We start from the raw sequence: 24,379 nt of genomic DNA, 5'->3' as shown, positions 1-24,379 counted from the left end.
TCGTTATGGTTACCGTCGCATTCGTGATGAATTAACGAATCGTGGCCAGAAAGTGAACCACAAGAAGGTTCAGCGCATTATGAAAGAGCTTGGGTTAAAGTGTGTTGTGCGTATGAAGAAATATAAATCCTATAAAGGAAAAGTCGGTAGAATTGCACCTAATATTTTAGAGCGTAATTTTCATACAGATGCACCGAATCAAAAGTGGGTAACAGACATCACAGAGTTTAAATTGTTTGGAGAAAAACTGTATGTATCACCTGTATTAGATTTGTATAATGGTGAAATTATTACCTATACAATTGGTTCTAGACCGACGTATTCGCTTGTTTCAGGCATGTTAGAGAAAGCATTGGAACGTTTACCTGAAACCCACCAGCTACTGATGCATTCGGATCAAGGATGGCATTATCAAATGAGACAGTACGTCCGGACACTTGAATCAAGAGCTATCGTCCAGAGTATGTCTCGAAAAGGCAACTGTTACGACAACGCAGTAATAGAAAATTTCTTTGGGATTATGAAGTCGGAGTTCCTCTACATAAAAGAATTTGAAAATGTAGAGCACTTTAAAATAGAATTAGAAAAATATATAGATTATTATAATACGAAACGGATTAAGGCAAAATTAAAAATGAGCCCAGTACAATACCGGACTCACTTTTATCAAGCTGCCTAATGAAATAACCGTGTCTAACTTTTAGGGGTCACTTCAGTGCTCTTTTTGGGGATTTTGAGATATCCTATTAAAGAAAGTTAAGGTTACTTAAAGTTAATAGGTACTTCTATTATATGCTTGTCCTTTTTATTTGTGCATAATCAATATATAAACATCTTTAATAATTCTTAATAACTTTTAATTATAGTTCTCTCTTATATTTTATCGTTAAAAAATTGATTGAAGGTTTATTTGCCATGTTCTTATTTGGTTCATCAATTTCCGAAACTTGTACTAATCCATATTGATTAAAATCTCGTTTTATAGATTCAGAATCATAGAAGAACATTTTTACGCCTTCCATTATTTCATAATAATCTTTATCCAACTGTTTTCCTTTTCCGTACATGGGAGCTTTTTTAGAAACAGTTGTAAAAACCATATATCCGCCTGGTTTTAACTGATTATAACAATCTTCAATAAATTTCTCTCTTTCCTGTTCATTCAACAAATGAAGAAGTGCATGACTAAATATCCCATCATACAGTTTATTATCAAAAGGCATTTCGTTTACTGAACCGTGATACATACTAACATCTTCTAGTCCGTTTTCTCTTGCTAAATCGATCGCTGTTTTCGAAATTTCAATACCTGTTACATTTATACCATTATCGATAAAAACCTTTGCATTTCTTCCATATCCAATACCCGGAACTAATATATTCTTAACGTTCTTTTCAAGAAAAAAATCTTTTGTCAAAATTGCAGATTCTGTAGGTTCAAATCCCCACATCGTTTGTTTTTCGATAAAACTTGATTCCCAAAATTCCATTATGTATCTATCTCCTTATTTTCAATCCATTTTTAGTATCACATTAAAAACTTATAAATTTTAACGCTGCGTCTACCTATGCCAAATTAGTTTTTTACCACATTCACTATAAGTCCATTGAATATAGCACAATTATAAGCCTATATCTATTATAATGATTGGTTTAAAATCCACCCTATTTTATTAATCCTTACGTTTGTAGAAAAATAAAGAAGCCAATACTTCCGTTATAGTATTGGCTTTTTCTCACGAGAAATTATCTTTTTATATTGTACCGATCTAATACTTTTTCTAACATTTCTAAAGTTATTGGTTGTGCTTCTTTTATTAATTGATAACCAATACGACCATTCGGTTCCGCTGTAACTTGCTGTAAACTCTTTACGCCATGAATCCCTTTTTCTCTTAATTGCATATAAAGTTGTTGTTCCGACATTTTTGCCTGCATCAAATTCTCTTTTACAATCTCTCCGTTTTCAACAATTATAATGCTACTTCCATTTAAAAATTGTTCCACCTTCCTTGATTTCAATTCAAAGAAATGAATGATAAGTAATATGCTTGCAAATATGATAGCCGCAAATATAGATGGGACTACTTTTCTACTTAATACAGGTTCTACAATAATACGGCCAATTGATACAACTATAATGATTTCAGCTCTTGTCATTTGGCTCACAGATGTACTACCTGTCATTTTCAAAACAATTATTCCAGTAAAAGTTAATATAATACTTTCCAAAATTATATTCATAACTACCCAATCCTTTAATGGTGTATTTTACTATCATTCCCATCAAAGGTGTGTTTTACTTACCTATTAAGTTGTTAAATCCTTCAGACCATGATGGAAATAAAGGTGTCCATCCATACTCTTTACGTGCCTTATTATTGGAAGCTCCTCTTTCCCAACTATTTTTCCCATCTTGAACTTTAGGCTTATGTGCCCCTATCGCTGCTGCATATATTGGTAACCATTCTTTACTAGTTGCTGGATAATTATCTACAATATTTACGATTCCTGAAGGCCAATTAAGGGCTAGCATAGTAGCTCTTGCAGCATCTTCAACATGTATAAACGAGCTTATCCCGTCTGATGCGATAATTTCATTATTACGAACTTGATTTGCTATTAATCCGTTTTCCGCATACCACGTTCCTGGTCCGTATAATGTGCCGTAACGAAGTATAACCGATTCAGGTAACTCAGTAACAGCTTTTTCTAATTTCAATATGCCATTAACAGTGACTTGCCGAGGCATAGAAGCAGTAATATGTAGTGAGTTTTTTTCAGTCGCAAATGTATCCCCTGGTTCATACGCCCATGAAATACTTTGAGCGATTATTTTCTGTACCCCTACATTTTTAGCGGCATCGACAAGGTTACGAGTGCCTTTTGTTCTAATTTTTGCATTATCCTCAAAATCCCATAAAGATAATGACGTTAATTGATGAATAACTACATCGGGATTTGTTTCTTCTAATACAGAAAATACAGCCTTTCTATTAAATACATCAGCTATTACTGGTATAGCACCAACCTTTTTCATTGCTTCTACTTGCGAAGTATTACGGATCATCGCAAAAACTATATGCCCATTTTTTATTAACATTGGCAATAAAGAACGTCCTATTACACCAGTTGCACCTGCTACAAATATTTTCATATATGTTCCTCCTCATTTAGTAATCATAAATGTGACGAAACATTTGTGAGGTATGTGACAAATATTTGCTCATTTTTTTCGTTATTCATATGAAACATATACTTTTAATGGTTTAATTATCCCTAAACTCAATTCATCAAAGCATTGTATGAGTGAAGTATAATGTATTTCATGTTGAAAGATCTCTTCTATAAATGGTGTTTTTCCTATTTCTTTAAAAAACCAATCTGCATGTTTTTGATAATGGTATCCGTCACTTGATCCAATGATTTGCAATTCTTTCTGATAAAAGTTAGCAATTAATGTTAGTTCTTCAATATTACCATCAGACAGTATACATATTTCACCATTAGTTTTAAGAGTTTTTTGCAAAGTATGGAACCCACTATTTGTAGCAGAACATTCAAAACCATAATTATATGTTTCTATTATTTTCTCTTCTGAATCATATATGTTTTTCGCGCCAAAATTCTTTGCAAAATCTCTTCTATTTTTATTAGGCTCAACAACATCCACGTGCTCAACGCCTACATAGTATTTTAAGAAATAACAAGCAAGTAAACCAATAACTTCCATTCCAGTTATAAGTACTTTTTCATCCTGTCGCGGGTTTAGTTTCAATACTCCTTTAGCGGCATCACACGAAAGAATAGATAATAAAGCAACTTTAGGTTGTATAGAACTAGGCACTCGAATTACTTTATGCGCCTTAACTATCCCTATCGTTTCATGTCCATAAAAAGAAACTACTTTATCACCTACGTTTACATGTGTTACTTTATTACCAACTTCAATCACTTCACCATAACTTTCATATCCAGTTTTTCTTGGATAAAAAGGATGCGGATCTGTAACATCGGATCCATTATACTGTGGTAACTCGGCCCCAATGCTTATCGCTCCTGCGATTGTTTTAACGATAATTTCATCGTCCTGTATGTCCTTAATTTCATTTGTTTCCCACTCAAGTTGTTTAGGCCCTTTTACAATTAACTTATATTGTTCCATTTATATCCTCTCTTTTTATAAAGATGTTATAAGTAATATTGTTATCCATCTAGATTTCGACTAAATTTATTTACCTAATAGATGATAAATTACCCTTGCCCAAGTTTATACCTTTAATGCTCCTGTACATTTCTGTTCAGCGTCTAATACTTTAAAATTACTATTCTGATAACATTTTAAGAAAAGTTGTTGCCGCCCAAATGAAATACGCAAGTTGTGTCACGATATACATCGTAATTTCAAAACCTGTAAGCTTTCTTTCCCTTTTTATTTTCTTTAAATATCTATAAAAACAAAATGAACATAAAATCAGTAAAACAATAGACATTTGATATAGATTTTCCACTAAAAGAACTGCCATTTATTTCATCACCTTTCCAATAAAGTGAAACTTTAATCAGTGGGGGTTTTGTTCATCCTTCACTGATTATCAGCCCTCACCAGTCGGGATTTAACGGGATAAAAAATATATAGTTCAAGCATATCATTTTAACGGAACGAATTACCACAATTTTCAAATTGAATAAACTTCCTAAGTAAAAGAAGTAACTTTTTGGAAATGTTTCAATACAATATTATGTAATTCAATACTCACTATATAATATTAGATTAGGTTTTCTTTTACTGTACATGCTTAGGAGGAAGTTTTACATGCAATTGATTCATAACATACAAAAAACGTTTAATAACCTATGTAACTACGATACGTTCAATTTAATACACGCTATTCAATCATTAAATATTTCACTTCATAAAATATCTCCTTTTATTACTTCACCAGTTAATCTTGAATACGGAAGGAACGTTATCTATCAGTCTGAATTTGTAGAGATTTTAGTATTAAAATTCCCCAGCAAAGCAAAGACTTTTGTGCACGATCACGGAATATCTGTAGGATGTATACTAATAGTCAATGGTACGCTACAAAATATAACGTACGAAAATAATAGCGAGCGGATTGAAGAGTTTACAGAGGGAAATATTTTCACAGTAAAAAAAGATACTGTGCATAAAATGTATAACGCTACAGATTCAACAGCAATAACATTTCACGTATATTCCCCACCATTAAAAGATGTACAAATATATGAGTAGCCTTTAAAAGGAGGAAATATGCAAAATTTGAAGGATTACTATATAAAGAGCTTACAAGATGGTCGTAACGTTTGGCTCTATGGACAAAAAGTAGATGTAACTACAGACAAACATTTTGCAGGTACATTAAGTACCATTTCTAATTTATTTACATTGTTTGATGACCCCATACGAAGAGATTCTATTGGATATGTGAGCCCAAAAACGAAAGAATTTGTTCATACTGCATTTTTAGTTCCGAATTCCTATAATGAATTATTAATGAGAAGAACTGCATTTGAAACGTGGAGTTATGCTACAGACGGTGTAATGAGTAGATTATCTGATTATGCAAGATCGAGACTTACTGGCTGGTACGTATCAAGATATTTTTATAAAAAATTCGATGCACAGTTTCCAGATAAAATTACATCTTATTATGAAAAAGCGAGAGATAATCACTTGTTCTTAAGTGTAGTTCAACGTGACCCACAAATAAATCGTTCTACAGAATCAATATTGAATGCAAAAAATTTAGGGTTACTAAGAGTTACGAAGGAAACTTCTGATGGAATTTATTTAAATGGTGCAAAAATGGTAGGTACTGCTTCTCCTTATTCAAATGATTTATTAATCTATCCATTAGCAAAACTGACTGATACTCAAAAAGATTTAGCTCACTTTCTCATTGTGGCAGCCAATTCCCCTGGATTACATATGGTTTGTAGAGAACCATTTGCGAATGCAAACTCAAGTACAGTTAATTCCCCTCTTAGCTCACAGTACGATGAAATGGATGCACTATTAATCTTTGATAATGTATTTGTACCATGGGAACGTGTCTTACTGTATAACAACCCTGAAGCATTATGGAAATTAAAGTCAGATATAGCTTCTAGTAGTTTAGCTTATCATCAAGCAATTGTACGATTAGTAGTAAAACTAGAATTTATAACTGCAATTGCTTGTGAAATTGCTGAAGCGATCGGTGCTACTACTTATTTGCATGTTCAAGAGAAGCTTGGGGAATTAATTATGCAAATCGAAACAATTCGCGCACTTTTAATTGCTGCTGAAGTTGAAGGTACTACAAATGAAACGAAAACTTATTTGCCGAATTTTAAATATATCGAAACTGCAAGGAATCTTGGTTCCAAATATTATCCCCGTGCAATAGAAATTTTACAATTAATTGGAGCAGGTGGGTTCATTCAACTTCCTTCGAGCTCAAATGACTTCCAGAGTCCTATAGCTGATTTATTGAAAAAGTACTTTAAAGGAACTAATATAGATGCCGAACAACGCACAAAATTATTTAAGTTAGCCTGGGATATCATCGGAAGCCCCTTAGGATCTAGACACGAATTGTATGAAAGATTTTATGCTGGAGATCCAATACGAAATACAGCTATGCAATATGTAAATTATGATAAAAATCACTTTAAAAAGATGATAAGTAAATATTTACATTGATGAAAAAGAGCACTCTTTGCTAAGAGTGCTCTTAAAAAATATATAATTATCCAATTACATATATAATTGCTCCGGCCACAACTGCTATTTTTCTCCGTAATGGTTTCATCTTATTCACTTTTATTTTTATAATTCAGCTTTATTACTTCTGGTATATACTTCCTATCATATTTTCTCGTATAGATTTCTCCATCAGGAGTAACTAATTGTAAAACAATCTCACCACAAACCCCATCTAGTATTTCAAATTCACCTTGTGCATTTGAAATACTGTGTTCCTTACTTTCAATTGAATCTTCATATATTTTCACATTAAATATAGGTTCGTTATTTGGATCTACGATAATACCTCTTGAATACTTAGCAACTGCTATGCATTGATCCTCTTTTTTATAATATGTAATCACAACAATTGCACCTGCCACTATAGCGCTACATACAAACAAGAGAATGATTTTGCGCCTCACAACGAACCTCCTAATTCAAATTATTCTTTTCTAAACTGAAAATTAAACTGTCTTACTTGCTTGATTTCCTCAATTACTTTACGAATACCTTCTTCAATCTTATCTTCTTTTACATTCGAAACATTTAACTTTAACAGTTTTTCTTTAGGAAAATTCCTCATATAATTCTTATCAATAGTATCGACACTTATTTGCATGTCACCTAATTTTTGTATAAGTGTGTCTGTAACTGTGTTTTTCTGCATTTCTAAACAAGTGTGTATTCCAAATGTGTTTTGTCTATTATATGTAAATAATGATGGATTTTCATTTTGCACTTTTTCTAATGTTTTTGCTAGTTTTATTGATCTATTGTAGTAGGAAGAATTAATTTTACTTTTATGACGTTCAAACATACCGCTCTTTATATAAATTTCTAAAGCCGCTTGAGAAATCATCGGACTATCAATATCTAGTATCTTTTTGTATGTATAGAACGCATTTGCAATGGATGGTGGGATGACCGCAACTCCAACCCGTAAACCAGGAAAAATAATCTTCGAATAACTTTTCAAATATATGACATGACTACAATTATCCAAGCTATATAACGGATCTGCTTTTGAATCAGTTTCTAAATCTGCTAAATAATCATCTTCCACTATAAATACATTGTATTTCTTAGCCAATAGTGCGATTTTTTCTTTCTCATCTTTAGAATAAGAAGTTCCAAGCGGATGATGATATCTCGGTATCGTATAAAAGAATTTTATTTTTCCATTTTGAAATATTTGCTCCAATTCATTCAAATCGATACCTTCATTCGTACGTTTAATACCGATTACAGGAACTTTATTTATTTCTAGATAATCAATATATAGATGATATGTTGGCTGTTCAATTAATACAGTTTCATTTCCATTCGGAAATGGTATAGAAGTTAATATAGCAAGCGCCTGCTGAACACCTGATGTTATAAAAATATTTTCTTCTTTTGTAAAGACTTGATAATTTGCTAGTTGTTTTTGAATAACTGGTATTAAAGATGGTAACCCTTTCGGCGTTCCATATACAAATAAATCATTTTTATACGTATCAATAGCCTTATTAATACAATGTTGAAAATCTAAATATGGAAAAACATCTGGATCTGGTGCTGAGGAAGCAAAATCAATTATCTCATTATTTTCTATAGTATTCTCTGATTTTTTAACAACGTAGTATCCACTTTGAGGGACAGAATATATAATGTGACGCTTTTCTAATTCATGAAGAGCACGTATAACTGTTGCCTTATTACATTCATATTGCGTAACGAGTGACCGTATAGACGGTAATTTCTTTCCTTCTCTTATTTCTTCATTTTGAATCATATTTTCTATGTCGTTTAAAATATTTAAATACTTATACATCTTACACCTCCTTCAGTAATTCTACATTTAATTATATCGATTTTTCACTCATATAGCATTCATTCCTCAATTAGTTAATTTTCCGATCATCTATATCGTAAATCCCAATAGCATATGAATCATTTTCAATCCATTTCTTTACTGCTTCTGTTTTAAGTACCCCTTCAACTTCTTTTTCTATTTTCTGTCCAAGTTCTCTCGCCCCTACTTCATCATCGCTAATCTTAGTTTTTATATCAATGGTAACAGGTTGATTCTTTTTATAATTTATTTGCTGAATACCAAACCCTTCATATCCATTTTTTCTGAATACGCCATCAAATATCTGTCCAAAAACTAACTCCCATCTATGTTCTGCATTTACAATCTCCTTGTTTCTTTGAGATACATTTACTTTATAGGACATAACGCCTTGAATTTGCAATCTTTTATTAATTTCTTTTTTTATTTCGTTAGCATTTTCGCTATCAGCAATCTCTAAATCTAATATTCTTTCTTTTTCATCTCTTATAGCAGCAATAAAAAAAGATTCCTCCTTTACCGCGGCTGTAGCAATATCCATCACTATAGACTCTTCACTTTTAGCATCTTCAATGTCATTCTCACAGGCACATAATAAAGCAAGTGGAAATAAAAATACAAGTAACTTCTTTCCCTTTCTCATGCAGCACCCCTCCATATATTTTCATTTACGATAAACTTTTTACTTTGACATATAAATACCTTCTTTAATTATTAAATTTAACATTATTTCACATTTACCCCACTTAACAAGGGAATTACAATTAATAAATAGAATATCTCTATGAATAAATAAAAAGTGAGGGATATATAATGCAACGTGTAAATACGATTGATATTAGTAATGTACTACAATTGGAAAAAACTCTTTCGACTTTATTAAATAAAATGATTTCTTCAAAACTAGACCTTGAAAATTGGTTAAAAGAGCAGTCAAAAGTAATTTGGGACATCGAAGAACAATTAAGATCACATTACATCGCCTTTCAATGTAATACGGATGATGAAGAAATAAAGGATACTTTTGAACATGATCAACAATTTGTAAAGCCACTTTTAAAGCGGTACCAAAATTTATTGGATAATAAATATTTAGAGTCACCTTTTCGAATGGAATTAGATTCTAACGTATATGGTTTATTAGATACAAAAATAAAAAATGCTCAAAAGTTATTTTGTGAGGAAAATATCGAATTAGAAATAAAGGAAGACAAATTAATCACAGAGTACTTTGAAATCACTGGAGGATTAAGTGGAATTTGGGACGGAGAAGAAAAAACGATAACAGAATTACAATCCTATTTACAAGATTCGAATCGTGACACCCGTAAAAAGGCAAAAACCATTATTTCTGAACAATTTTTATCTGTTGAAAAAGAACTCCAAAACATATTAAATCAATTAATTGAAATTCGCCATCAAAAAGCAAAAAATATTCAACTAGAGAATTATCGCGATTATATGTTCAAAAAATACGAGCGTTTTGATTATTCAGCGAAAGATTGCTATGAACTAGCTGAATCCATACGTAAGTATGTTGTGCCTCTTAAAGATAAAATATTGCTAGAGAAAAAAGATAAACTGCAAATTGATACGCTTCGCCCGTGGGATGTATCAGCTGTAACTCCAGATCAAAAAGTACTTAAACCTATTGCAAATGAAAATGATTTAATTGAAAAGAGCACTCATATCTTTAATAAACTAGATGTTGAATTTTCAGCACTTTTAAACCGAATGTATAAACACAATTGTCTTGATTTAACAAGCCGCAAAGGAAAAGCAGCTGGTGGCTTTTGTGAGTACTTACCAGCTTCACAATTATCTTATATTTTTATGAACTTAAATTATACACAAGATGATATTGTCACTTTTATACATGAAATGGGTCATAGTATTCATAACGAACTCATAAAACCATTAAAATTACGACAGTATATAGAAATTCCAGCTGAAACAGCTGAGCTAGCCAGTATGACAATGGAGTTATTCTCGCTTAATTATTGGGATACCTTCTATACAGACAAAAAAGATTTAAAACAAGCAAAAATTAACTTCTTTAAAGATGTTATTTCATATTTACCTATTATGCTTATTGTCGATCAATTTCAACACTGGCTGTATGAAAATCCAAGTCATACTTCTGAAGAAAGAAATGAAAAATACTTACAACTTCAAAAACATTATCAGTCTAGCGTCATACATATTGATGGCTACGAAAACTGGATAGCAACGAGTTGGCTACCTGTACTCCATATTTTTGAAGTACCATTTTATTATATTGAATATGCGATTGCCCAACTTGGTGCATTACAAATGTATAAACAATATAAAGAGGATCCTAAGCAAGCGCTAGAAAATTATAAAAAGGCATTATCACTAGGAAGCTCGCAATCTATAAAAGAAGTGTATGATGCAGCCGGTATTCGTTTTGATTTTTCTGGTGAAACAATTAAAGAACTAATGCTATTTGTAGAAAAAGAATTAGAATTACTTGAGCAATTATAAGAAGAACGCTGCACCTATATTTTTGGTGTAGCTTTCTTCTTTATTTTATTAATCAGCTCTATGTACTGAGTATCTCCATATCCGATTGTTGGAAAAAGATAAAACAACTTTATTAATAATTCACGAGTTGATAAATCTTTATTTTTAGAGATGAATTTCATTACTGCATTATCTTCTGTTAACATTTCTAAAAATAAGTCTATAGCCTGATACATTACAGGTGGTACCTTATGAGAGGTCTTTTTATGGTTTACTAATACTTCATTGTATATAGAAGAATAATTCCCCAATTCAAGTTCAATTTGATTTACTTTAAATTCATCCTCTCTAAAGCTATTTAAGTATACCTTCCCTTCATAAGCAGACTGTTCAAGATGAGAAAGTATGGTAAGTAGGTTCATTTGGCAAAACATATCTTCACCAAACCATAGAACAATACATTTATACTTTTTCGTAAAAAGGTTTTCTAACGGATCTATAACCTTTTTTATATAACTTTCTACTGAACTGTTATGTCCTTTCGCTCTTGTTTTAATAAACTCTTCATTAAAAACTTGAGTAGTAGCCGAGTTCACACACATTGCCTCATTAAATGGGGCATAATCAGAATCACCCATTAGCTTTTCGTTTTTAAATTCTTCATACATAACTTGACCATTTAATATGTTAAGTACCTCTTTATCAAATAGCTCACTCTTCCTATCTCGTAACTGTTCAACCTCTATTTTTCTAGAAATATTCATTTTAAACGCCCCTTCTTTATTTAAATTTAGTTTAACAAATGATTGAATAGGCATTTTGTTAAGTTGGTATTCTCTTGGATTCATTCCAAAAACATTTTTAAAACTTCTACTATAAGCCTCTTGGGAAGAGTAATCGTAATCCAATGCGACCTCAATTATCTTCCTACCATTCTTTAAATCTTCCGTAGATAAATACAACCTTCTAAGAAGAATATAACGTCTAATACTGAAACCCGTTACTTGATGAAATTTAAAAGAGCAATAATAAGGAGAATACCCCATGTAACGAGATAATTCATCTAATGAAAATCTCTTTTTTAAATTGCTCTCAATCCAATTAATCATCTGCTGTATATGTTCATTCATTTCCTTCACTCCTTATTTAAAAGTATAGGAGAAGTGCGTTTCTTTCTTTTGATATTTCTTGTGTTTTATAACATGAGCCTTTCTCTAAAGTCTTTATAATCTATATATAAGTATTAATTTTATATTTTTTCATCTATCTTATTTTGTCATACCTTCTATTCATTTTTCAATTTAGCGTTAATGAGTATGTTGGCAACACCTTACTAATTATTAAAGGTCAATTTACATCATATTTCATTTTAAAGGATTTCAAAAATTAAAAAATTAAGGTTTGGAAAGGACGTTTCAATGAACAAGCTAGAAAAAGAAATACTTCAATTCATAAATGAACAGTATCCGTTGAATTTTATTAACATTAAGCCAATAACAAATGAGATGTATGAATGTCTTACAGAACAAGGTACATACTTCAGTAGAATTACAAACTACAAAACATATGAAGAACAGATAGAAGAAGTTATATATACGAATTTTTTATATCAAAATGGTTTAGGTGTTCCACCAATAATCCCTTCATTACAAGGGAATTTTGTAGAAAAATTCACATTAGACAAGGAGATTTTTGCTGTATTATATAAAGCTGCTCCTGGTATACATTTACCAAGGTCTGAATGGAATTCTAATATATTTAAAAAACTTGGTAAACAAATTGGAAAATCACATCGTATATCTAAAAGCTTTGAAAAGATTAAACCAGTAAAACATATAAACGATTGGTATGAAAATGAAGAATATAATTTCCTTAAATATATCCCTAAAGAAGAAAATACAATAAGAGAAATTGCATCTGACGTTTTAACTTCCATAAAAGAGCTACCAAAATCCCCTTCAAATTACGGCTTAATACACGGAGATTTATGGTTAGAAAACATTTTAGTCGAAAATAATTCAAACTTAACAATGATAGATTTTCAAGACTGCGAAAAACATTTTTACATATTCGATTTAGCCGTTCCTATTTATAGTGCGATAGAATATTCATTTGCTGGAAATGGGAATATCGTTGACTATGAGTATTCTATTACAAAAGCACTATTTGAAGGCTACCAAGAGGAAAATGAGCTACCAAAAGAGATGAAAGACAAGTTTCCGTTATTTATTAAATTAAAGGAGATTTTTGAATATAGCTTAATGCATATGTATTGGGATAAAGAAGAATTAACGGAGGAACAAGTACGGATTATGAACCTTTATAGGATGAAGATCGAAAATAATAATACCTATATCAATATTTAAGAATGCTGTTGTTTAACTGCAAGGAAACTTTGGTTAAACAACAGCATTTATTAATTAGCTGACAACCTTTTTTATGACTTATAAATACTGATTCAATAATCTTCTCAAATACACTTCATTTTGCGGTGATACTTTTTCAGAAAATCTAGCTGCAATAATAATAGGGCCCATTGAAAAACTTCATCTCTTGATATGCCGGTACGACTGCAATATATATGTAAATACATCTCAGCTAATTCTACCGAAGATTGTGAGTACAACAAGTATGTTCGAAATACATCTGCGCGAATATCACCTGAACTAGCATCTACCCAATCTATAACTTTCACTTTCTCTTCCTTATTCAAAATCAAATTAAATGGATGAAAATCTCCATGACATAGCCTAAAATCAAATGTAATAAAATCTAATTTTTGTAATATATCCTTCTTTTTGCGTTCATCCAATTTATGCACAGATTTAATTTGACGCTCTAACCTCTCCCTCATTAACTCCATTTCATCTGTATTCACATGTATAGCATGGATCTTTTTTTGCTCATTAACACAAAGGCTGATATAACGCTCTGCCTCATTTAAATTATTAAGCAGAAGATCACCAATGTTGTCCCCTTTTACATGTTCCATAATAATTGCCTGTCTATTTTGTATCTTTTTCACTTCAAATACGTTTGGAACTGGCAACCCGCATGAATACGCATATTTTTGTTTTTTTGCTTCATTCATAGACTCTGTATCTGGGAGGTAATCTTTAAATAATTTTACAACCTTATCATCAGTTAAATAAATTTCTGCTGTATTCCCTTTTGCAATTGGATTACCTAAAACCACTTTATTTCCCCCCTTAACATAAATTAGAATAACTCCTTATACTTCTCTTTAAATTCACTATAATCCTAGCTAAAACCTTCTTCACGAATATACAAAAAACTTACCGCTTTCCATCCTTAAATAGAAAGCGGTAAGTTTAATTGTTTAGGAATATCCGAATGAAACTCTGATGTATGCACAATTGAAAATGTATATCCTTGCTCAATAAATGATACTTCATTACGTTTACATTCAAATGATACACTATTTTTCTTAAAATTATTTTGGATTCGCTGTAAAAATGCGACGTCTGGTGTTCCGAAAGAAACGTATACTTTCGGTGATAGAGCTTTCATCGCGATTGGAATCCAAGGTCGCTGCCACCAAGTCGCGACGATATATGCAGTGCCACCTATAACAAAGTTAAAAATATCCCCATCTTCCATCGTTTTCATATTTAGATTTGATTTTAACCATTCCGTAAAAACAGGTACACTTTTAACAGGAAGACCAATTTCCCTTACGTATAAAATGTTTAAAGGTGAGTGTGGTACTAATACATTCTCTTTAACATAACTATGTGCGATAATTTCGAGTAGATTTCCATCTCCGTCTTTAAAGTATAAATTGAATAGACCATTCTCTTCACCAATTACATTTCCATTTTGCCATTTTACAATGAGTAATCCAGAGTCCTTTAACCATTTTGCTGTTTCATGGAATTTTGAATATGGGATTTCAAAAGCAAAATGTGCAGGTGCGATTGGTTCATACACTTCTTGAAAACTAATTGTTGTATAAGGTGTTACTTCAAATTGAATGAAGGATGCTGTTTCTTTTTTTATTGGAAAAGATAATATGTCCTTATAAACTTGTTTTACCCCTTCTATGGAAACCGTTTGTAGTTTTATATCTGATATATGTGTAATCACTTTACATTCCCCCTCATTTCTTATTATCTATTCGTATTGTATTACACTTATAAATAGATAAAATCAAACGGAAGGATGGATTTTTCATATAGAAACTACAACTTTAGTATGAATATGTTAGCTCCAATTATTTTTTATTTCCGCTATAACAATTTCTGGTTTATCCCAGTGCAACATGTGTGTAGTATCAGGAATTACTTTTACTATACTGTCCGTTTTCTCTTTAAAAACATTTGCTGTCTTATCTCTATAATCCGCCCAAACTTGTGGGACTGTAGCTCGAAGTAATACAATATTAGCCGGTAGCTTCTCATATATATCTATTGTTTCATCTTTATGCATACCTCTTATTATATTACTAGCTGTATTTCCCCTGGCATGCCACCATACTTTATTATCCATTTCGATCCCTAGATCCTTTACAGCAACTTCTAACAATGAAGACCACCTAGTATAAGCTGCTTTTTCACTTTTGAAAAATTCGTCCCAATTATTAAAAACGTATTCATCAAAGTCCTTTTCATAATAAGCAATTTCTTCTTCCAACGTTTCTTCTTTAAGCCTTTTTGTTTGATATCCACCATCAATAAGAATACTTCCTTGTACTTTTTCTGGATGATTTAACAAATAAAATAACGCTACAAAACTTCCCCATGAATGTGATAGAAAATAGAAGTATTCGATTCTCAATTCATTTATTATTTCATTTAACCAATTTGCTAAATTGTGCATCTCATAATCTTCTGTTCTTTCAAATGGGGGTGTTTTACCATGTCCAGGTGCATCAACGGAGATAAATCTATACTCTTCTTTTAATTCCTCAGCAATTTCTATAAAACTTAAACTCGTACTACCTAATCCATGTAAACAAAAGATAACGGGCTTCTCATTATTCCCCCATTCAGTAATATGTACATTTATTTTTTCATTGCTAATATAGTAACGTTTCAAAACATTTATCCTCCATATTTTGATTTTTTAATTTAAACTTTATTTATTTCTATTATTTTCAAGTATTTCCTGTATTCTTTTCCACACAAAAAGCTGCTTTTCTTTAAATGAAAAGCAGCTTTTACACTAAAATACATTATAATTTAACAGCAATAATCATAAATCTTTTTGAATTAGTACGAATCCCTTTTTCAGAACTATACGTATCAATGAACTTTTGTAAAATAGTAAAATCCTCTTCCTGTTCTCCGAATCTAGGAATAATAGGGGTATGTTTTAATAAGAAAATGAGATCTTCAGACCTACTGTAATAATCGGTAACATCATATTCACGTACTTGCACGAGATCAAATCCTGCACTAATAAGTTCATTCATATACTTTTCTTTTAAAGTACCATCCCGTTCACCTAAGCATTGTCCTCTACCAAATGCTTCTTTCAGGTTTAATTTATCATTCTCACTTACTTGTTGTGTTAAGAAAAAGGCACCCTTTTTCATTACTTTCGCTAACTCAGATGCCAGAAACGGGGCATGACAACTTGAAGCAATATCAAAATGTGCATGTGGAAATGTTAAAGCTTCAGAACCCATTTGAAGAAACTCAACATTTTGTACACCTGATTTTTTCAAGTTAGAATGTGCCGTTGCAATCATGCCGTTAGAATTATCAATTCCAATCAACAATTTAGCTGATGATGCTATGTTAAGTACATTTTCTCCTCCGCCTGTACCAACATCAAGTAAAATATGTGATGGTTTACACCTTTCTTTTACCTCACTATAAAAGTCCCATGTATCTCCTACAGTTTCACATTTTATTTTGCTAAAATCCCATCCATTTAATCTTCCTACTTTATCATAGAAGCTTTTATACTCTAATTCGTTCATCTTATTACTTCCCCTTTGTAAAAATAAATTAAATATGTATAATAACCTACGACACTCCTTAATTATATATTATAAAATACAAATTATTAAAACAATATTTCCCTTCACACCACAATAAGTTTACATAACATTTTTATGGTTTATCTTTATCTATATATTCTAAATGCCCTCTTCCCCAACTACACATACTATCCAAAACAGTACTGACTGTTTTTCCATGTTCAGTTAAGCTATATTCTACTTTAGGTGGTATTTCTTGATAAATTTCGCGTTTTATTAGTTGATCTTGCTCTAATTCACGTAATTGCTTCGCTAACGTCCCTTGAGATATATCTGGTATCAATCGCTTTAATTCACCAAAACGTTTCATTCCATCTGTTAGCAAAATAAACAAAATGAGTGACTTCCATTTCCCACCGATTATTTGTAATGTTGCTATTACCCCTTTTAACTTCGGTTCTTGTAAATCCATTTTTCTCACCTCTCCTCAGATATCATAAAGGGAAACTTTAATCAGTGGGGGTTTTGTTCATCCCACACTGATTATTAGTTGAACCAATCGAGCTTTTACGGGCAATTGATCTCTTACCTAACTTCCTTGCATTTTCCTAACTTTGAGGTGAGAGTTTTACTGCCCGTTAATGCGGGATAAACCATATTTAGAAATTTTTCCTATTACTTATCCGCATGTATAGCGATTAGTACGAAATTTGCGACTATGTACATATAAAGTGCGTACTTTTCACTTGCTCCCTTTTAGCGAATAATAAAAGCATAGCACAGTTAGTTATATTCTAAATTTTTTATTAAAGGAGTGGCTAAAATATGTCTATTACTACATTAAAAAATAGCCGTATTGTTATCATTGGCGGGAGTTCTGGTATTGGATTAGCAACAGCAACACAAGCAATTAAACAAGGTGCACATGTTATTATTGCCGGACGCTCGGAAGAAAAATTAAAAGTTGCTCGAGAAGTAATAAATAACAATCATCTTCAAACTTATATATTGGATAATCAAAATAAAGAGCAATTACAAAATTTTTTCAAGACAGTTGGGAACTTTGATCATTTATTCACACCGGGAGCCTCTTATACACTTGGACCAATTACCTCTACAGAGGAAATTGCTGAAAGTAGCTTCATCGGAAAGTTTTGGCCTCAATATTATGCCGTAAAATATGCAATTCCTTTTCTTTCAAACTCTGGATCGATTGTGTTAATGTCTGGTGCATTTAGTCAAAGACCACTTAAAGGCGCACCTGCTTATGGAGCTTGCAATGGTGCTATTGAAAGTTTAGGGAAGGCTTTAGCTGTGGAATTAGCTCCTATTAGAGTTAATGTGGTTTCTCCTGGAACAATACAAAAAGAAAATGAACAAAATGAAAATAGACTAGCTGCTTATGAATCTTATAAATCTCTTTCTCTTGTAAAAAGGCCTGGCCATAATAATGAAATTGCACATACTGTTCTATATTTAATGCAAAATAGTTTTACTACGGGTAATGTATTATTTCCTGATGGAGGGTACACATATCATTAATTATTAAAAATTTAATGCCTCCTTGTATTAACTAGTATTAAGGAGGCTATTATTAACTAAAAAAGGGATATATTAATGTAGGATCTTCTTTCAAAAGTTCTGCTAACCACAATAATTGCGGAAAAGGTCATAAGATTAACTCTTTATCCAGCAACCCCTTTTGTTCTCGAATCATTCCGCCTCCTCGCATAAAAACCGCCCTAATTTCTATTCCCTACAATTTTATATAAAATCAATATTATAAAGTAGGATTCAACAACTTCTTACAGAATTCTATATTTAATACATATTGGACGGATTATTTTCAAATTCCTCTATAAAAAAGGGAGGTCATACAATTGTGAAATTTGTACAAGAACGAAGATTAACTGTCAAGACAACTTTTTCAAAAGAATACAAGATTTTTATTTTTGGTTTACTCATTTCACGAATCGGGGATTCACTATATACTTTTGCAATGCCTTGGATTGCCTATCAATTAACTGGTTCAGCTGTAATTATGAGTTCTTTATTTGCTGTTAACGTATTGCCAATCGTTTTATTTGGCCCTTTAGTTGGTGTACTAGTTGATCGATATGATCGAAAAAAGTTACTTTGGATGGCGGATATTATCAATATTATTTTAGTAAGTCTCGTACCAATTCTACATGCATTACATCTATTAGAAGTCTGGCATTTATACGTAATTACTTTTATCTTAGCAGTTATGTCCATGCTTTTTGATGTAACAACAGTTACAGTCATTCCACACATCGCAGGTGCATCATTAACGAAGGCTAATTCTTTATATCAAATGGTTAATCAATTGGCTAGTTTGTTTGGTCCAATCATAGCTGGGCTTTTCATATCTTTTATTGGCGGCTTTCAAGTACTTTGGATTAATGTTCTTTCATTTATTGCTACATTAATTGCTGTGATTATATTACCTTCTATGAAAAACTTAAATAAAAAGAATACTGATAAAAAAACATTGCAAAATGTACTAAATGATTTGTTTGATGGATTTAAATGGCTCAAAAATGATCGGTTAAATATAGCTTTGTCACTTCAAGCTATGGTAGGTAACTTTGGAGCAAGTGCTGTTTTAGGTGTACTTATGTATTATTTATTATCGACATTAAATCTTACCTCCGCACAAAGTGGTTATAATTATACTTTAATAGGAATAGGTGGGCTTTTAGGAAGCTTAATTGCCGTTCCTTTAGAAAAGAAATTTCGACGTGGTATACTTATTCCTTTACTCCTATTTTTTGGAGCGCTTGGATTAACATTTGCTTTATGGAGTACATATTGGCTTGCTCCCGGAATTGCTTTCGGTATCGCGATGACATGTAATATCACATGGAATACGATTGTTACATCAATTCGGCAGGAAACTGTTCCATCCAATTTGCAAGGACGTGTTTTAGGTTTTTCTCGTGTACTTACACGATTATCTATGCCATTGGGGGCATTAGTAGGTGGAATTATTTCAGCCTACAATCCTGTATTTATATTTGCTTTAGCTGCTTTTACTAAAATAATTGAAGTCTTTATTGCCTTATGTAGTCCGATACGAAAACTGTAAAGAGGAAAAATTATATATTTTGAGATATTAATAAAATAAAAAAAGGCATAAAACATGCCTTTTTTTATTACTTATTTGTTTATTGGATAACAAACTTCTGTAACCCACTTATTAGGATCCGCTTCCATCGCTGGGCTCACATGATAAATATTAAACATCGGGCCTGCTAATTTATAACCCTCTGTCTCAATCCATTTTGCCGCAGCCTCATTTACAGCTGTCATCTGTTCATAACTTCCATTAACTGTTATAGAAGCTACATTAGTCGATTCCATATTTTTAAATGTAACGTCTTTTGTATTTTCGTGCTTACCTAGAATACTTAGCTGTATTTCTATATCTACATCATTTTCTTTGTATTCACGATCATGGAAAACCGCAATACTATAACTCGGTTGGGCAATACTAATATTTTTCATTTGAATTTCTTGCATTAATACACTCCATAAATCACCTTCGCAATTATACGATGGAATAATCTTTCTAACACTAGCTACAGTTCTTTCTGGAATTTCTTTTATTGAAACATGATAATTCATCTCAACAACATCCTCTCTCATCGTTTTCATTGAGTCTTCGAGGAGACGTAATTGTTTTTGGAGGTTATTCATGTCTTCTTTAATTTGAGCACTACGATTTAAAAATTGCTCTTTTATGGTATCTATATTATCGCATTCTATTATTTCTTTGATGGTAGCAATATTAAACCCCATAGCTTTTAACGTTTGAATTTGATTTACTTTTTTTAATTGGTCTGCTGAATAAAATCGATATCCACTCTGCTCATCGACTTTTACTGGTTGTAGTAATTCCACTTTATCGTAGTGTCTCAACATTCGTATACTAATGGAAGAGAGTTTTGAAAAATCCCCTATTTTAAACATGATTTCCTCCTATAAGTTACATCTACTTTGAAGCTCAACTTTATCTTAAACAATGACATTGTGTGAGGGTCAACTATTTTTAACGATTTAAATAACAATTTAACATGTTATATTTATATAATTAAAAACCTATATTCCTGTTTTTATGACTACTGCAATTGACAATCATCACTAGTTATTTTTCTCAAGACATTCATAAACCGCCATCATATCTCGTTTATCCAACTCACGTATGCGATTAAAAATTGGTATTTGTCCAACAGCTTCTGTTAATAAGCTTTCATTCACAACATCACTTACTTTTCCAGTTAACCACGTTTGTACATCCACGCCCTCAACAACTTCTTTTAACCCTTCGTCATTAATACCACTTGCATTACAAGTTACACATGGAATTGTTAGTTTAAAGACACCATCATGTAGATTATCTTCGGTTATCACTTTCTTACCTTTACAAAATGGACATGGATTACTCTTTTTAATTTTATTAATTTGGGTAACTAATTTTTTGTATCCAAACGCTTCGTATACATACGTAAGTTTTTTATATTTACCATTTGTGAAATATTTATTTATAATGTTTTCTCTCGTTTCATAAACATTAGGGAAATCACAAACAGTTACTTGATTATTAACACTAATGGATTCGATATTTCCTTTTATTTCACCCCAGAATGGTAAAACATTTTGTAACACCATTTCATAGTTTGAAAAGCTTGCTTGTTCTAATTCAAACATTTTCAATGCAACTTGTGCTTTTCTTGGCAATAAAGAAACATCTTCTGTCAATACCATATCGCCACCAACAATAGACTTCAATTTAACAAGTGCCGGTAAATCACCAACTGTTTTCAATACTTCATTAATAGGCTGATTGATTATTTCACGAATATCTACGTTACCAAATTTAAGTGGTTTATGATGATTTAAAACCGTCCCCTCACAAATTGGACATTTCATCATTTTTTTTGAACTCTTAATTTCTTCTTTAATAGGTGCTTTTGAAATAACAATATATCCACCAATAATTGTATTAAACCCTACCCATGTTCTGCGTGTCTTTCCTTTTTTATCATAAAATGATTTTTCAAAATACCCGTACCAAAACGTATGCTTTTCTTCTTCTGACATATCATTATAGCTCTTTGACAAATCGTGACCAAGCTCATTTTTTATTTCGTCGAATAGAAATTCTATTTTTTCATGCTGATAAAATTTTAATACCTTCATGATTTCTGGATCGAATAGCCCATCCCAAAATGGAACACTTTTATCTTGAATGGCAATATCTTTATCAAAAACTTCAATTTGAAGACGTCCAGAACAAGATGGACAATGATTGTCCTGTGAATAGAAATCAAAACTTCTCGTATCTTTATTAATTGGATGAGCAGCTACAATATGATTAATTAATCCACCAATCTCATATAAGAAGCTAAATTGACTATATAAATGTCTTTCAAGATCAATAGCAATAACAGGTGCGATTGTATCAGATTCATATTCACCATAAATTAACCTAGCCATTGATGATAAACTTTTTAAAATACCGCCCTTATAAACGTTTTCGGCATTTTTAAAATAGTTAATATGATTCCCTTCTAAATAGTGAACTCCTTTTTTCTGCTTAAGCATTGAAGAGATGTTTATTTTCTCTGTGCTATTCACATTACTTTTTTGACGATAGTAATCCTCATGATTAACAACATCCAAATGCTCTACAGATTCATTCTGCCTTTTTCCAAAATCAACTATATAATCAGAGCTTTCTAACATGTAACGATTATGCTCAATCATAATGATTGAAACTGATTCATCTTGCAGAATACCTCTAATACTATCGATAAATTGATTTAAAATATTTTGTGATAAACCTTTTGAAGGCTCATCAAAAATGAATAATGTATGTGGATTTCTAGTGTTTGCAAATAATTCTGAAACTAAATGAACACATTGAAATTCACCTGTCGATAATGTTTGTGTTTTTCTCTCTAATGTTAAATAGCCAAGCCCTAATTTAATTAGTAGGCTCAAACGTTTATAAGCGATATCTTCATTTGGAAGTTCATCAATAATATCCTCAATCGAGCGCTCAAAAATATCATCAATGTCTTCACTATACTTTGTCAGTTTCTTTTTAATATCTAGGAAAGTTGCTACAGTTGATCGACTTGTAATCGATTGATTTCGGTCTTGTCCTACCATAACTAATTTATCTTTTGGATATCGTTTCAAAAAATCTGTAGCTAGGCATTCATTGACAAGTGTAGATTTCCCACATCCCGATTCTCCTGTAACTGTTACAAGCCTGTTTTTAGGAATTTGAAACTCAGCCATTTGGATATTACGGCAATATAAATCATAGAATGTATAATATTCTGTTGGCATTTCTTTATTTCGATCCCACAGTATTGACTTTGGTCTTGGTGATTCTTCCACAATTTTGCCACCATATTTTCCGCTACCAGGTCCAAAGAACAATTGCTCATCAGTTGTATCTAGTACTGTATCTGAATGATCAATAAGCCAAATTTGATTTTTACGCCCTAGTCGTTTAATTTCTTCTAAAATTTGTAATAAAGTTTCATGATCAAGTCCAACTGAAATCTCATCAATAATAATTACAGCATTTTCACTTACTGCCATGAATTCAGCCAAATAAAGTCGTGTTAACTCTCCACCTGACAACGTACCCATAATTCGATTTAATGTTAAATAACCAATGTTCATATTAATAATATTTTGCAGTATATGCTGTTTTTCTTCACTAATATTTAATTCTTTTGCTAGTGAAAGAATAGATTCAATACTTAAATCATTAATATTTGAGATTGAATGTGGCTTGTCCAACAAATCAATTTCATATTGTTCAATTTCTTCACTATAACGTTTTCCCTTACATTTTTTACACTCAACATTTTTTGTAGTACCACGGCCTTTACAACCAGTACACCAGCCTAATTGATTATTAAATGAAAAGACCTCTGGAGAAAGATTAAAAACTTCAGCAAGTTTTTCCCGAATCTCTGTAAAAACACCAGTATGAGTACCAATCGTTGAACGCGGATTAGACGAAATCGATGATTTTCCTAGAAAAAGTACTAAAGGCATTTCTTCCATCTTAATGGCACTAAAATTTGTTTCCATAATGTTAGGAAATAAATATTGATATTCAGCCTTTGGTAATAAAGAAACTAATCGTTTTTTTGACTCTTCACCAATTGTTTGGCAAAAAGTTGTTTTACCCGATCCAGATAACCCAGCAATTCCAAACGATTTATTAAACGGTATAGTTGCATCTAATTTATTTATGTTATTAGCAATTAATTGATTTACTTTCATATTAACCTCTATTCTTATTTAT

At 31.6% G+C, this 24,379-nt stretch carries 22 protein-coding genes and 1 pseudogene; 7 read left to right on the top strand and 16 right to left on the bottom strand.

Translation table 11 applies throughout. The features are described from left to right. On the top strand, positions 1 to 679 hold a 679-nt coding region (locus ACO6VI_RS27030; RefSeq protein WP_422423579.1), incomplete at its 5' end, for an IS3 family transposase. Between the two features lie 181 nt (positions 680 to 860). Here the strand turns inward: ACO6VI_RS27030 and ACO6VI_RS27025 are convergent. The 5 genes from ACO6VI_RS27025 to ACO6VI_RS27005 form a co-directional block, all read right to left on the bottom strand. After that, the gene (locus ACO6VI_RS27025; protein WP_063547363.1) at positions 861 to 1,490 is read right to left on the bottom strand and encodes a class I SAM-dependent methyltransferase; all 630 of its coding nucleotides are present in this window, start codon (positions 1,488 to 1,490) and stop codon (positions 861 to 863) included. Between the two features lie 256 nt (positions 1,491 to 1,746). Next, positions 1,747 to 2,244 carry a DUF421 domain-containing protein gene (locus ACO6VI_RS27020; protein WP_063547362.1) on the bottom strand — a complete coding sequence of 166 codons (498 nt, stop codon included), beginning with the start codon at positions 2,242 to 2,244 and terminating at the stop codon, positions 1,747 to 1,749. Positions 2,245 to 2,299: 55 nt separating this feature from the next. Continuing rightward, positions 2,300 to 3,157, bottom strand: coding sequence for an NAD-dependent epimerase/dehydratase family protein (locus tag ACO6VI_RS27015; protein WP_063547361.1), 858 nt, complete (start codon positions 3,155 to 3,157; stop codon positions 2,300 to 2,302). Positions 3,158 to 3,238: 81 nt separating this feature from the next. Further along, positions 3,239 to 4,165: a zinc-dependent alcohol dehydrogenase gene (locus ACO6VI_RS27010; protein ID WP_063547360.1), complete on the bottom strand. Its 927-nt coding sequence runs from the start codon at positions 4,163 to 4,165 to the stop codon at positions 3,239 to 3,241. A gap of 160 nt (positions 4,166 to 4,325) precedes the next feature. Next, positions 4,326 to 4,526 carry a hypothetical protein gene (locus ACO6VI_RS27005; protein WP_000279697.1) on the bottom strand — a complete coding sequence of 67 codons (201 nt, stop codon included), beginning with the start codon at positions 4,524 to 4,526 and terminating at the stop codon, positions 4,326 to 4,328. Positions 4,527 to 4,816: 290 nt separating this feature from the next. Between ACO6VI_RS27005 and ACO6VI_RS27000 the strand changes: the two genes are divergently transcribed. Next, complete coding sequence (locus ACO6VI_RS27000) at positions 4,817 to 5,260, top strand: cysteine dioxygenase (RefSeq protein WP_063547359.1); 444 nt, start codon at positions 4,817 to 4,819, stop codon at positions 5,258 to 5,260. 18 nt (positions 5,261 to 5,278) lie between these two features. Beyond that, complete coding sequence (locus ACO6VI_RS26995; protein WP_063547358.1) at positions 5,279 to 6,712, top strand: 4-hydroxyphenylacetate 3-hydroxylase family protein; 1,434 nt, start codon at positions 5,279 to 5,281, stop codon at positions 6,710 to 6,712. A 110-nt stretch (positions 6,713 to 6,822) separates the two neighbouring features. On the opposite strand, the gene ACO6VI_RS26990 is transcribed toward ACO6VI_RS26995, so the two are convergent. The 3 genes from ACO6VI_RS26990 to ACO6VI_RS26980 form a co-directional block, all read right to left on the bottom strand. Then, positions 6,823 to 7,179 (bottom strand): hypothetical protein, encoded by a 357-nt coding sequence (locus ACO6VI_RS26990; protein ID WP_023522029.1) that lies wholly within the window; start codon positions 7,177 to 7,179, stop codon positions 6,823 to 6,825. 20 nt (positions 7,180 to 7,199) lie between these two features. Continuing rightward, complete coding sequence (locus ACO6VI_RS26985) at positions 7,200 to 8,570, bottom strand: PLP-dependent aminotransferase family protein (RefSeq protein ID WP_063547357.1); 1,371 nt, start codon at positions 8,568 to 8,570, stop codon at positions 7,200 to 7,202. Positions 8,571 to 8,640: 70 nt separating this feature from the next. Then, entirely contained in the window at positions 8,641 to 9,234 is a 594-nt protein-coding gene (locus ACO6VI_RS26980; RefSeq protein ID WP_063547356.1) for a DUF4030 domain-containing protein, read from the bottom strand. Positions 9,235 to 9,404: 170 nt separating this feature from the next. Here ACO6VI_RS26980 and ACO6VI_RS26975 point away from each other — a divergent pair, with 170 nt between their 5' ends. Next, entirely contained in the window at positions 9,405 to 11,096 is a 1,692-nt protein-coding gene (locus ACO6VI_RS26975; protein WP_063547355.1) for a M3 family oligoendopeptidase, read from the top strand. Between the two features lie 14 nt (positions 11,097 to 11,110). On the opposite strand, the gene ACO6VI_RS26970 is transcribed toward ACO6VI_RS26975, so the two are convergent. Beyond that, a complete protein-coding gene (locus tag ACO6VI_RS26970; RefSeq protein ID WP_001002108.1) occupies positions 11,111 to 12,205 on the bottom strand; it encodes a helix-turn-helix domain-containing protein in 1,095 nt (364 codons plus the stop codon). Positions 12,206 to 12,493: 288 nt separating this feature from the next. Here ACO6VI_RS26970 and ACO6VI_RS26965 point away from each other — a divergent pair, with 288 nt between their 5' ends. After that, complete coding sequence (locus tag ACO6VI_RS26965; RefSeq protein WP_422424561.1) at positions 12,494 to 13,441, top strand: phosphotransferase enzyme family protein; 948 nt, start codon at positions 12,494 to 12,496, stop codon at positions 13,439 to 13,441. 78 nt (positions 13,442 to 13,519) lie between these two features. On the opposite strand, the pseudogene ACO6VI_RS26960 reads toward ACO6VI_RS26965, so the two are convergent. The 5 genes and pseudogenes from ACO6VI_RS26960 to ACO6VI_RS26940 all read right to left on the bottom strand — a co-directional run bounded on the left by ACO6VI_RS26960 (position 13,520) and on the right by ACO6VI_RS26940 (position 17,494). Beyond that, positions 13,520 to 14,271: pseudogene (locus ACO6VI_RS26960) on the bottom strand (aminoglycoside phosphotransferase family protein). A 116-nt stretch (positions 14,272 to 14,387) separates the two neighbouring features. Continuing rightward, positions 14,388 to 15,182 carry a VOC family protein gene (locus tag ACO6VI_RS26955; RefSeq protein ID WP_422424559.1) on the bottom strand — a complete coding sequence of 265 codons (795 nt, stop codon included), beginning with the start codon at positions 15,180 to 15,182 and terminating at the stop codon, positions 14,388 to 14,390. A 117-nt stretch (positions 15,183 to 15,299) separates the two neighbouring features. Then, complete coding sequence (locus tag ACO6VI_RS26950; RefSeq protein WP_000833454.1) at positions 15,300 to 16,133, bottom strand: alpha/beta fold hydrolase; 834 nt, start codon at positions 16,131 to 16,133, stop codon at positions 15,300 to 15,302. A 136-nt stretch (positions 16,134 to 16,269) separates the two neighbouring features. Then, positions 16,270 to 17,022, bottom strand: coding sequence for a class I SAM-dependent methyltransferase (locus ACO6VI_RS26945; protein ID WP_053564430.1), 753 nt, complete (start codon positions 17,020 to 17,022; stop codon positions 16,270 to 16,272). Between the two features lie 133 nt (positions 17,023 to 17,155). Next, on the bottom strand, positions 17,156 to 17,494 hold the full coding sequence (locus tag ACO6VI_RS26940) for a winged helix-turn-helix transcriptional regulator (protein ID WP_000365537.1): 339 nt from the start codon (positions 17,492 to 17,494) through the stop codon (positions 17,156 to 17,158). 353 nt (positions 17,495 to 17,847) lie between these two features. Here ACO6VI_RS26940 and ACO6VI_RS26935 point away from each other — a divergent pair, with 353 nt between their 5' ends. Further along, positions 17,848 to 18,564: an SDR family oxidoreductase gene (locus ACO6VI_RS26935; RefSeq protein WP_000029109.1), complete on the top strand. Its 717-nt coding sequence runs from the start codon at positions 17,848 to 17,850 to the stop codon at positions 18,562 to 18,564. 340 nt (positions 18,565 to 18,904) lie between these two features. Then, a complete protein-coding gene (locus ACO6VI_RS26930; RefSeq protein WP_063547352.1) occupies positions 18,905 to 20,131 on the top strand; it encodes an MFS transporter in 1,227 nt (408 codons plus the stop codon). Positions 20,132 to 20,202: 71 nt separating this feature from the next. Here the strand turns inward: ACO6VI_RS26930 and ACO6VI_RS26925 are convergent, their stop codons facing one another. Both ACO6VI_RS26925 and ACO6VI_RS26920 read right to left on the bottom strand, forming a co-directional pair. Continuing rightward, positions 20,203 to 21,015 carry a MerR family transcriptional regulator gene (locus ACO6VI_RS26925; protein WP_063536412.1) on the bottom strand — a complete coding sequence of 271 codons (813 nt, stop codon included), beginning with the start codon at positions 21,013 to 21,015 and terminating at the stop codon, positions 20,203 to 20,205. Between the two features lie 171 nt (positions 21,016 to 21,186). After that, complete coding sequence (locus ACO6VI_RS26920; RefSeq protein WP_098033944.1) at positions 21,187 to 24,357, bottom strand: ATP-binding cassette domain-containing protein; 3,171 nt, start codon at positions 24,355 to 24,357, stop codon at positions 21,187 to 21,189. Positions 24,358 to 24,379 lie beyond the last annotated feature (22 nt).

Source organism: Bacillus sp. PSXD-155, assembly GCF_049310765.1.
In the GTDB taxonomy this organism is placed as follows: Bacteria; Bacillota; Bacilli; order Bacillales; family Bacillaceae_G; genus Bacillus_A; species Bacillus_A cereus.
Note: the sequence above shows the minus strand (reverse complement) of the source record. Positions and strands in the feature narration are given on the sequence as shown.

Bases quoted from the DNA above. Each gene is read 5' to 3' on its own strand.
- ACO6VI_RS27025 (WP_063547363.1), bottom strand. From the start codon at position 1,490: ATGGAATTTTGGGAATCAAGTTTTATCGAAAAACAAACGATGTGGGGA.
- ACO6VI_RS27020 (WP_063547362.1), bottom strand. From the start codon at position 2,244: ATGAATATAATTTTGGAAAGTATTATATTAACTTTTACTGGAATAATT.
- ACO6VI_RS27015 (WP_063547361.1), bottom strand. From the start codon at position 3,157: ATGAAAATATTTGTAGCAGGTGCAACTGGTGTAATAGGACGTTCTTTA.
- ACO6VI_RS27010 (WP_063547360.1), bottom strand. From the start codon at position 4,165: ATGGAACAATATAAGTTAATTGTAAAAGGGCCTAAACAACTTGAGTGG.
- ACO6VI_RS27005 (WP_000279697.1), bottom strand. From the start codon at position 4,526: ATGGCAGTTCTTTTAGTGGAAAATCTATATCAAATGTCTATTGTTTTA.
- ACO6VI_RS27000 (WP_063547359.1), top strand. From the start codon at position 4,817: ATGCAATTGATTCATAACATACAAAAAACGTTTAATAACCTATGTAAC.
- ACO6VI_RS26995 (WP_063547358.1), top strand. From the start codon at position 5,279: ATGCAAAATTTGAAGGATTACTATATAAAGAGCTTACAAGATGGTCGT.
- ACO6VI_RS26985 (WP_063547357.1), bottom strand. From the start codon at position 8,570: ATGTATAAGTATTTAAATATTTTAAACGACATAGAAAATATGATTCAA.
- ACO6VI_RS26980 (WP_063547356.1), bottom strand. From the start codon at position 9,234: ATGAGAAAGGGAAAGAAGTTACTTGTATTTTTATTTCCACTTGCTTTA.
- ACO6VI_RS26975 (WP_063547355.1), top strand. From the start codon at position 9,405: ATGCAACGTGTAAATACGATTGATATTAGTAATGTACTACAATTGGAA.
- ACO6VI_RS26970 (WP_001002108.1), bottom strand. From the start codon at position 12,205: ATGAATGAACATATACAGCAGATGATTAATTGGATTGAGAGCAATTTA.
- ACO6VI_RS26965 (WP_422424561.1), top strand. From the start codon at position 12,494: ATGAACAAGCTAGAAAAAGAAATACTTCAATTCATAAATGAACAGTAT.
- ACO6VI_RS26945 (WP_053564430.1), bottom strand. From the start codon at position 17,022: ATGAACGAATTAGAGTATAAAAGCTTCTATGATAAAGTAGGAAGATTA.
- ACO6VI_RS26940 (WP_000365537.1), bottom strand. From the start codon at position 17,494: ATGGATTTACAAGAACCGAAGTTAAAAGGGGTAATAGCAACATTACAA.
- ACO6VI_RS26935 (WP_000029109.1), top strand. From the start codon at position 17,848: ATGTCTATTACTACATTAAAAAATAGCCGTATTGTTATCATTGGCGGG.
- ACO6VI_RS26925 (WP_063536412.1), bottom strand. From the start codon at position 21,015: ATGTTTAAAATAGGGGATTTTTCAAAACTCTCTTCCATTAGTATACGA.
- ACO6VI_RS26920 (WP_098033944.1), bottom strand. From the start codon at position 24,357: ATGAAAGTAAATCAATTAATTGCTAATAACATAAATAAATTAGATGCA.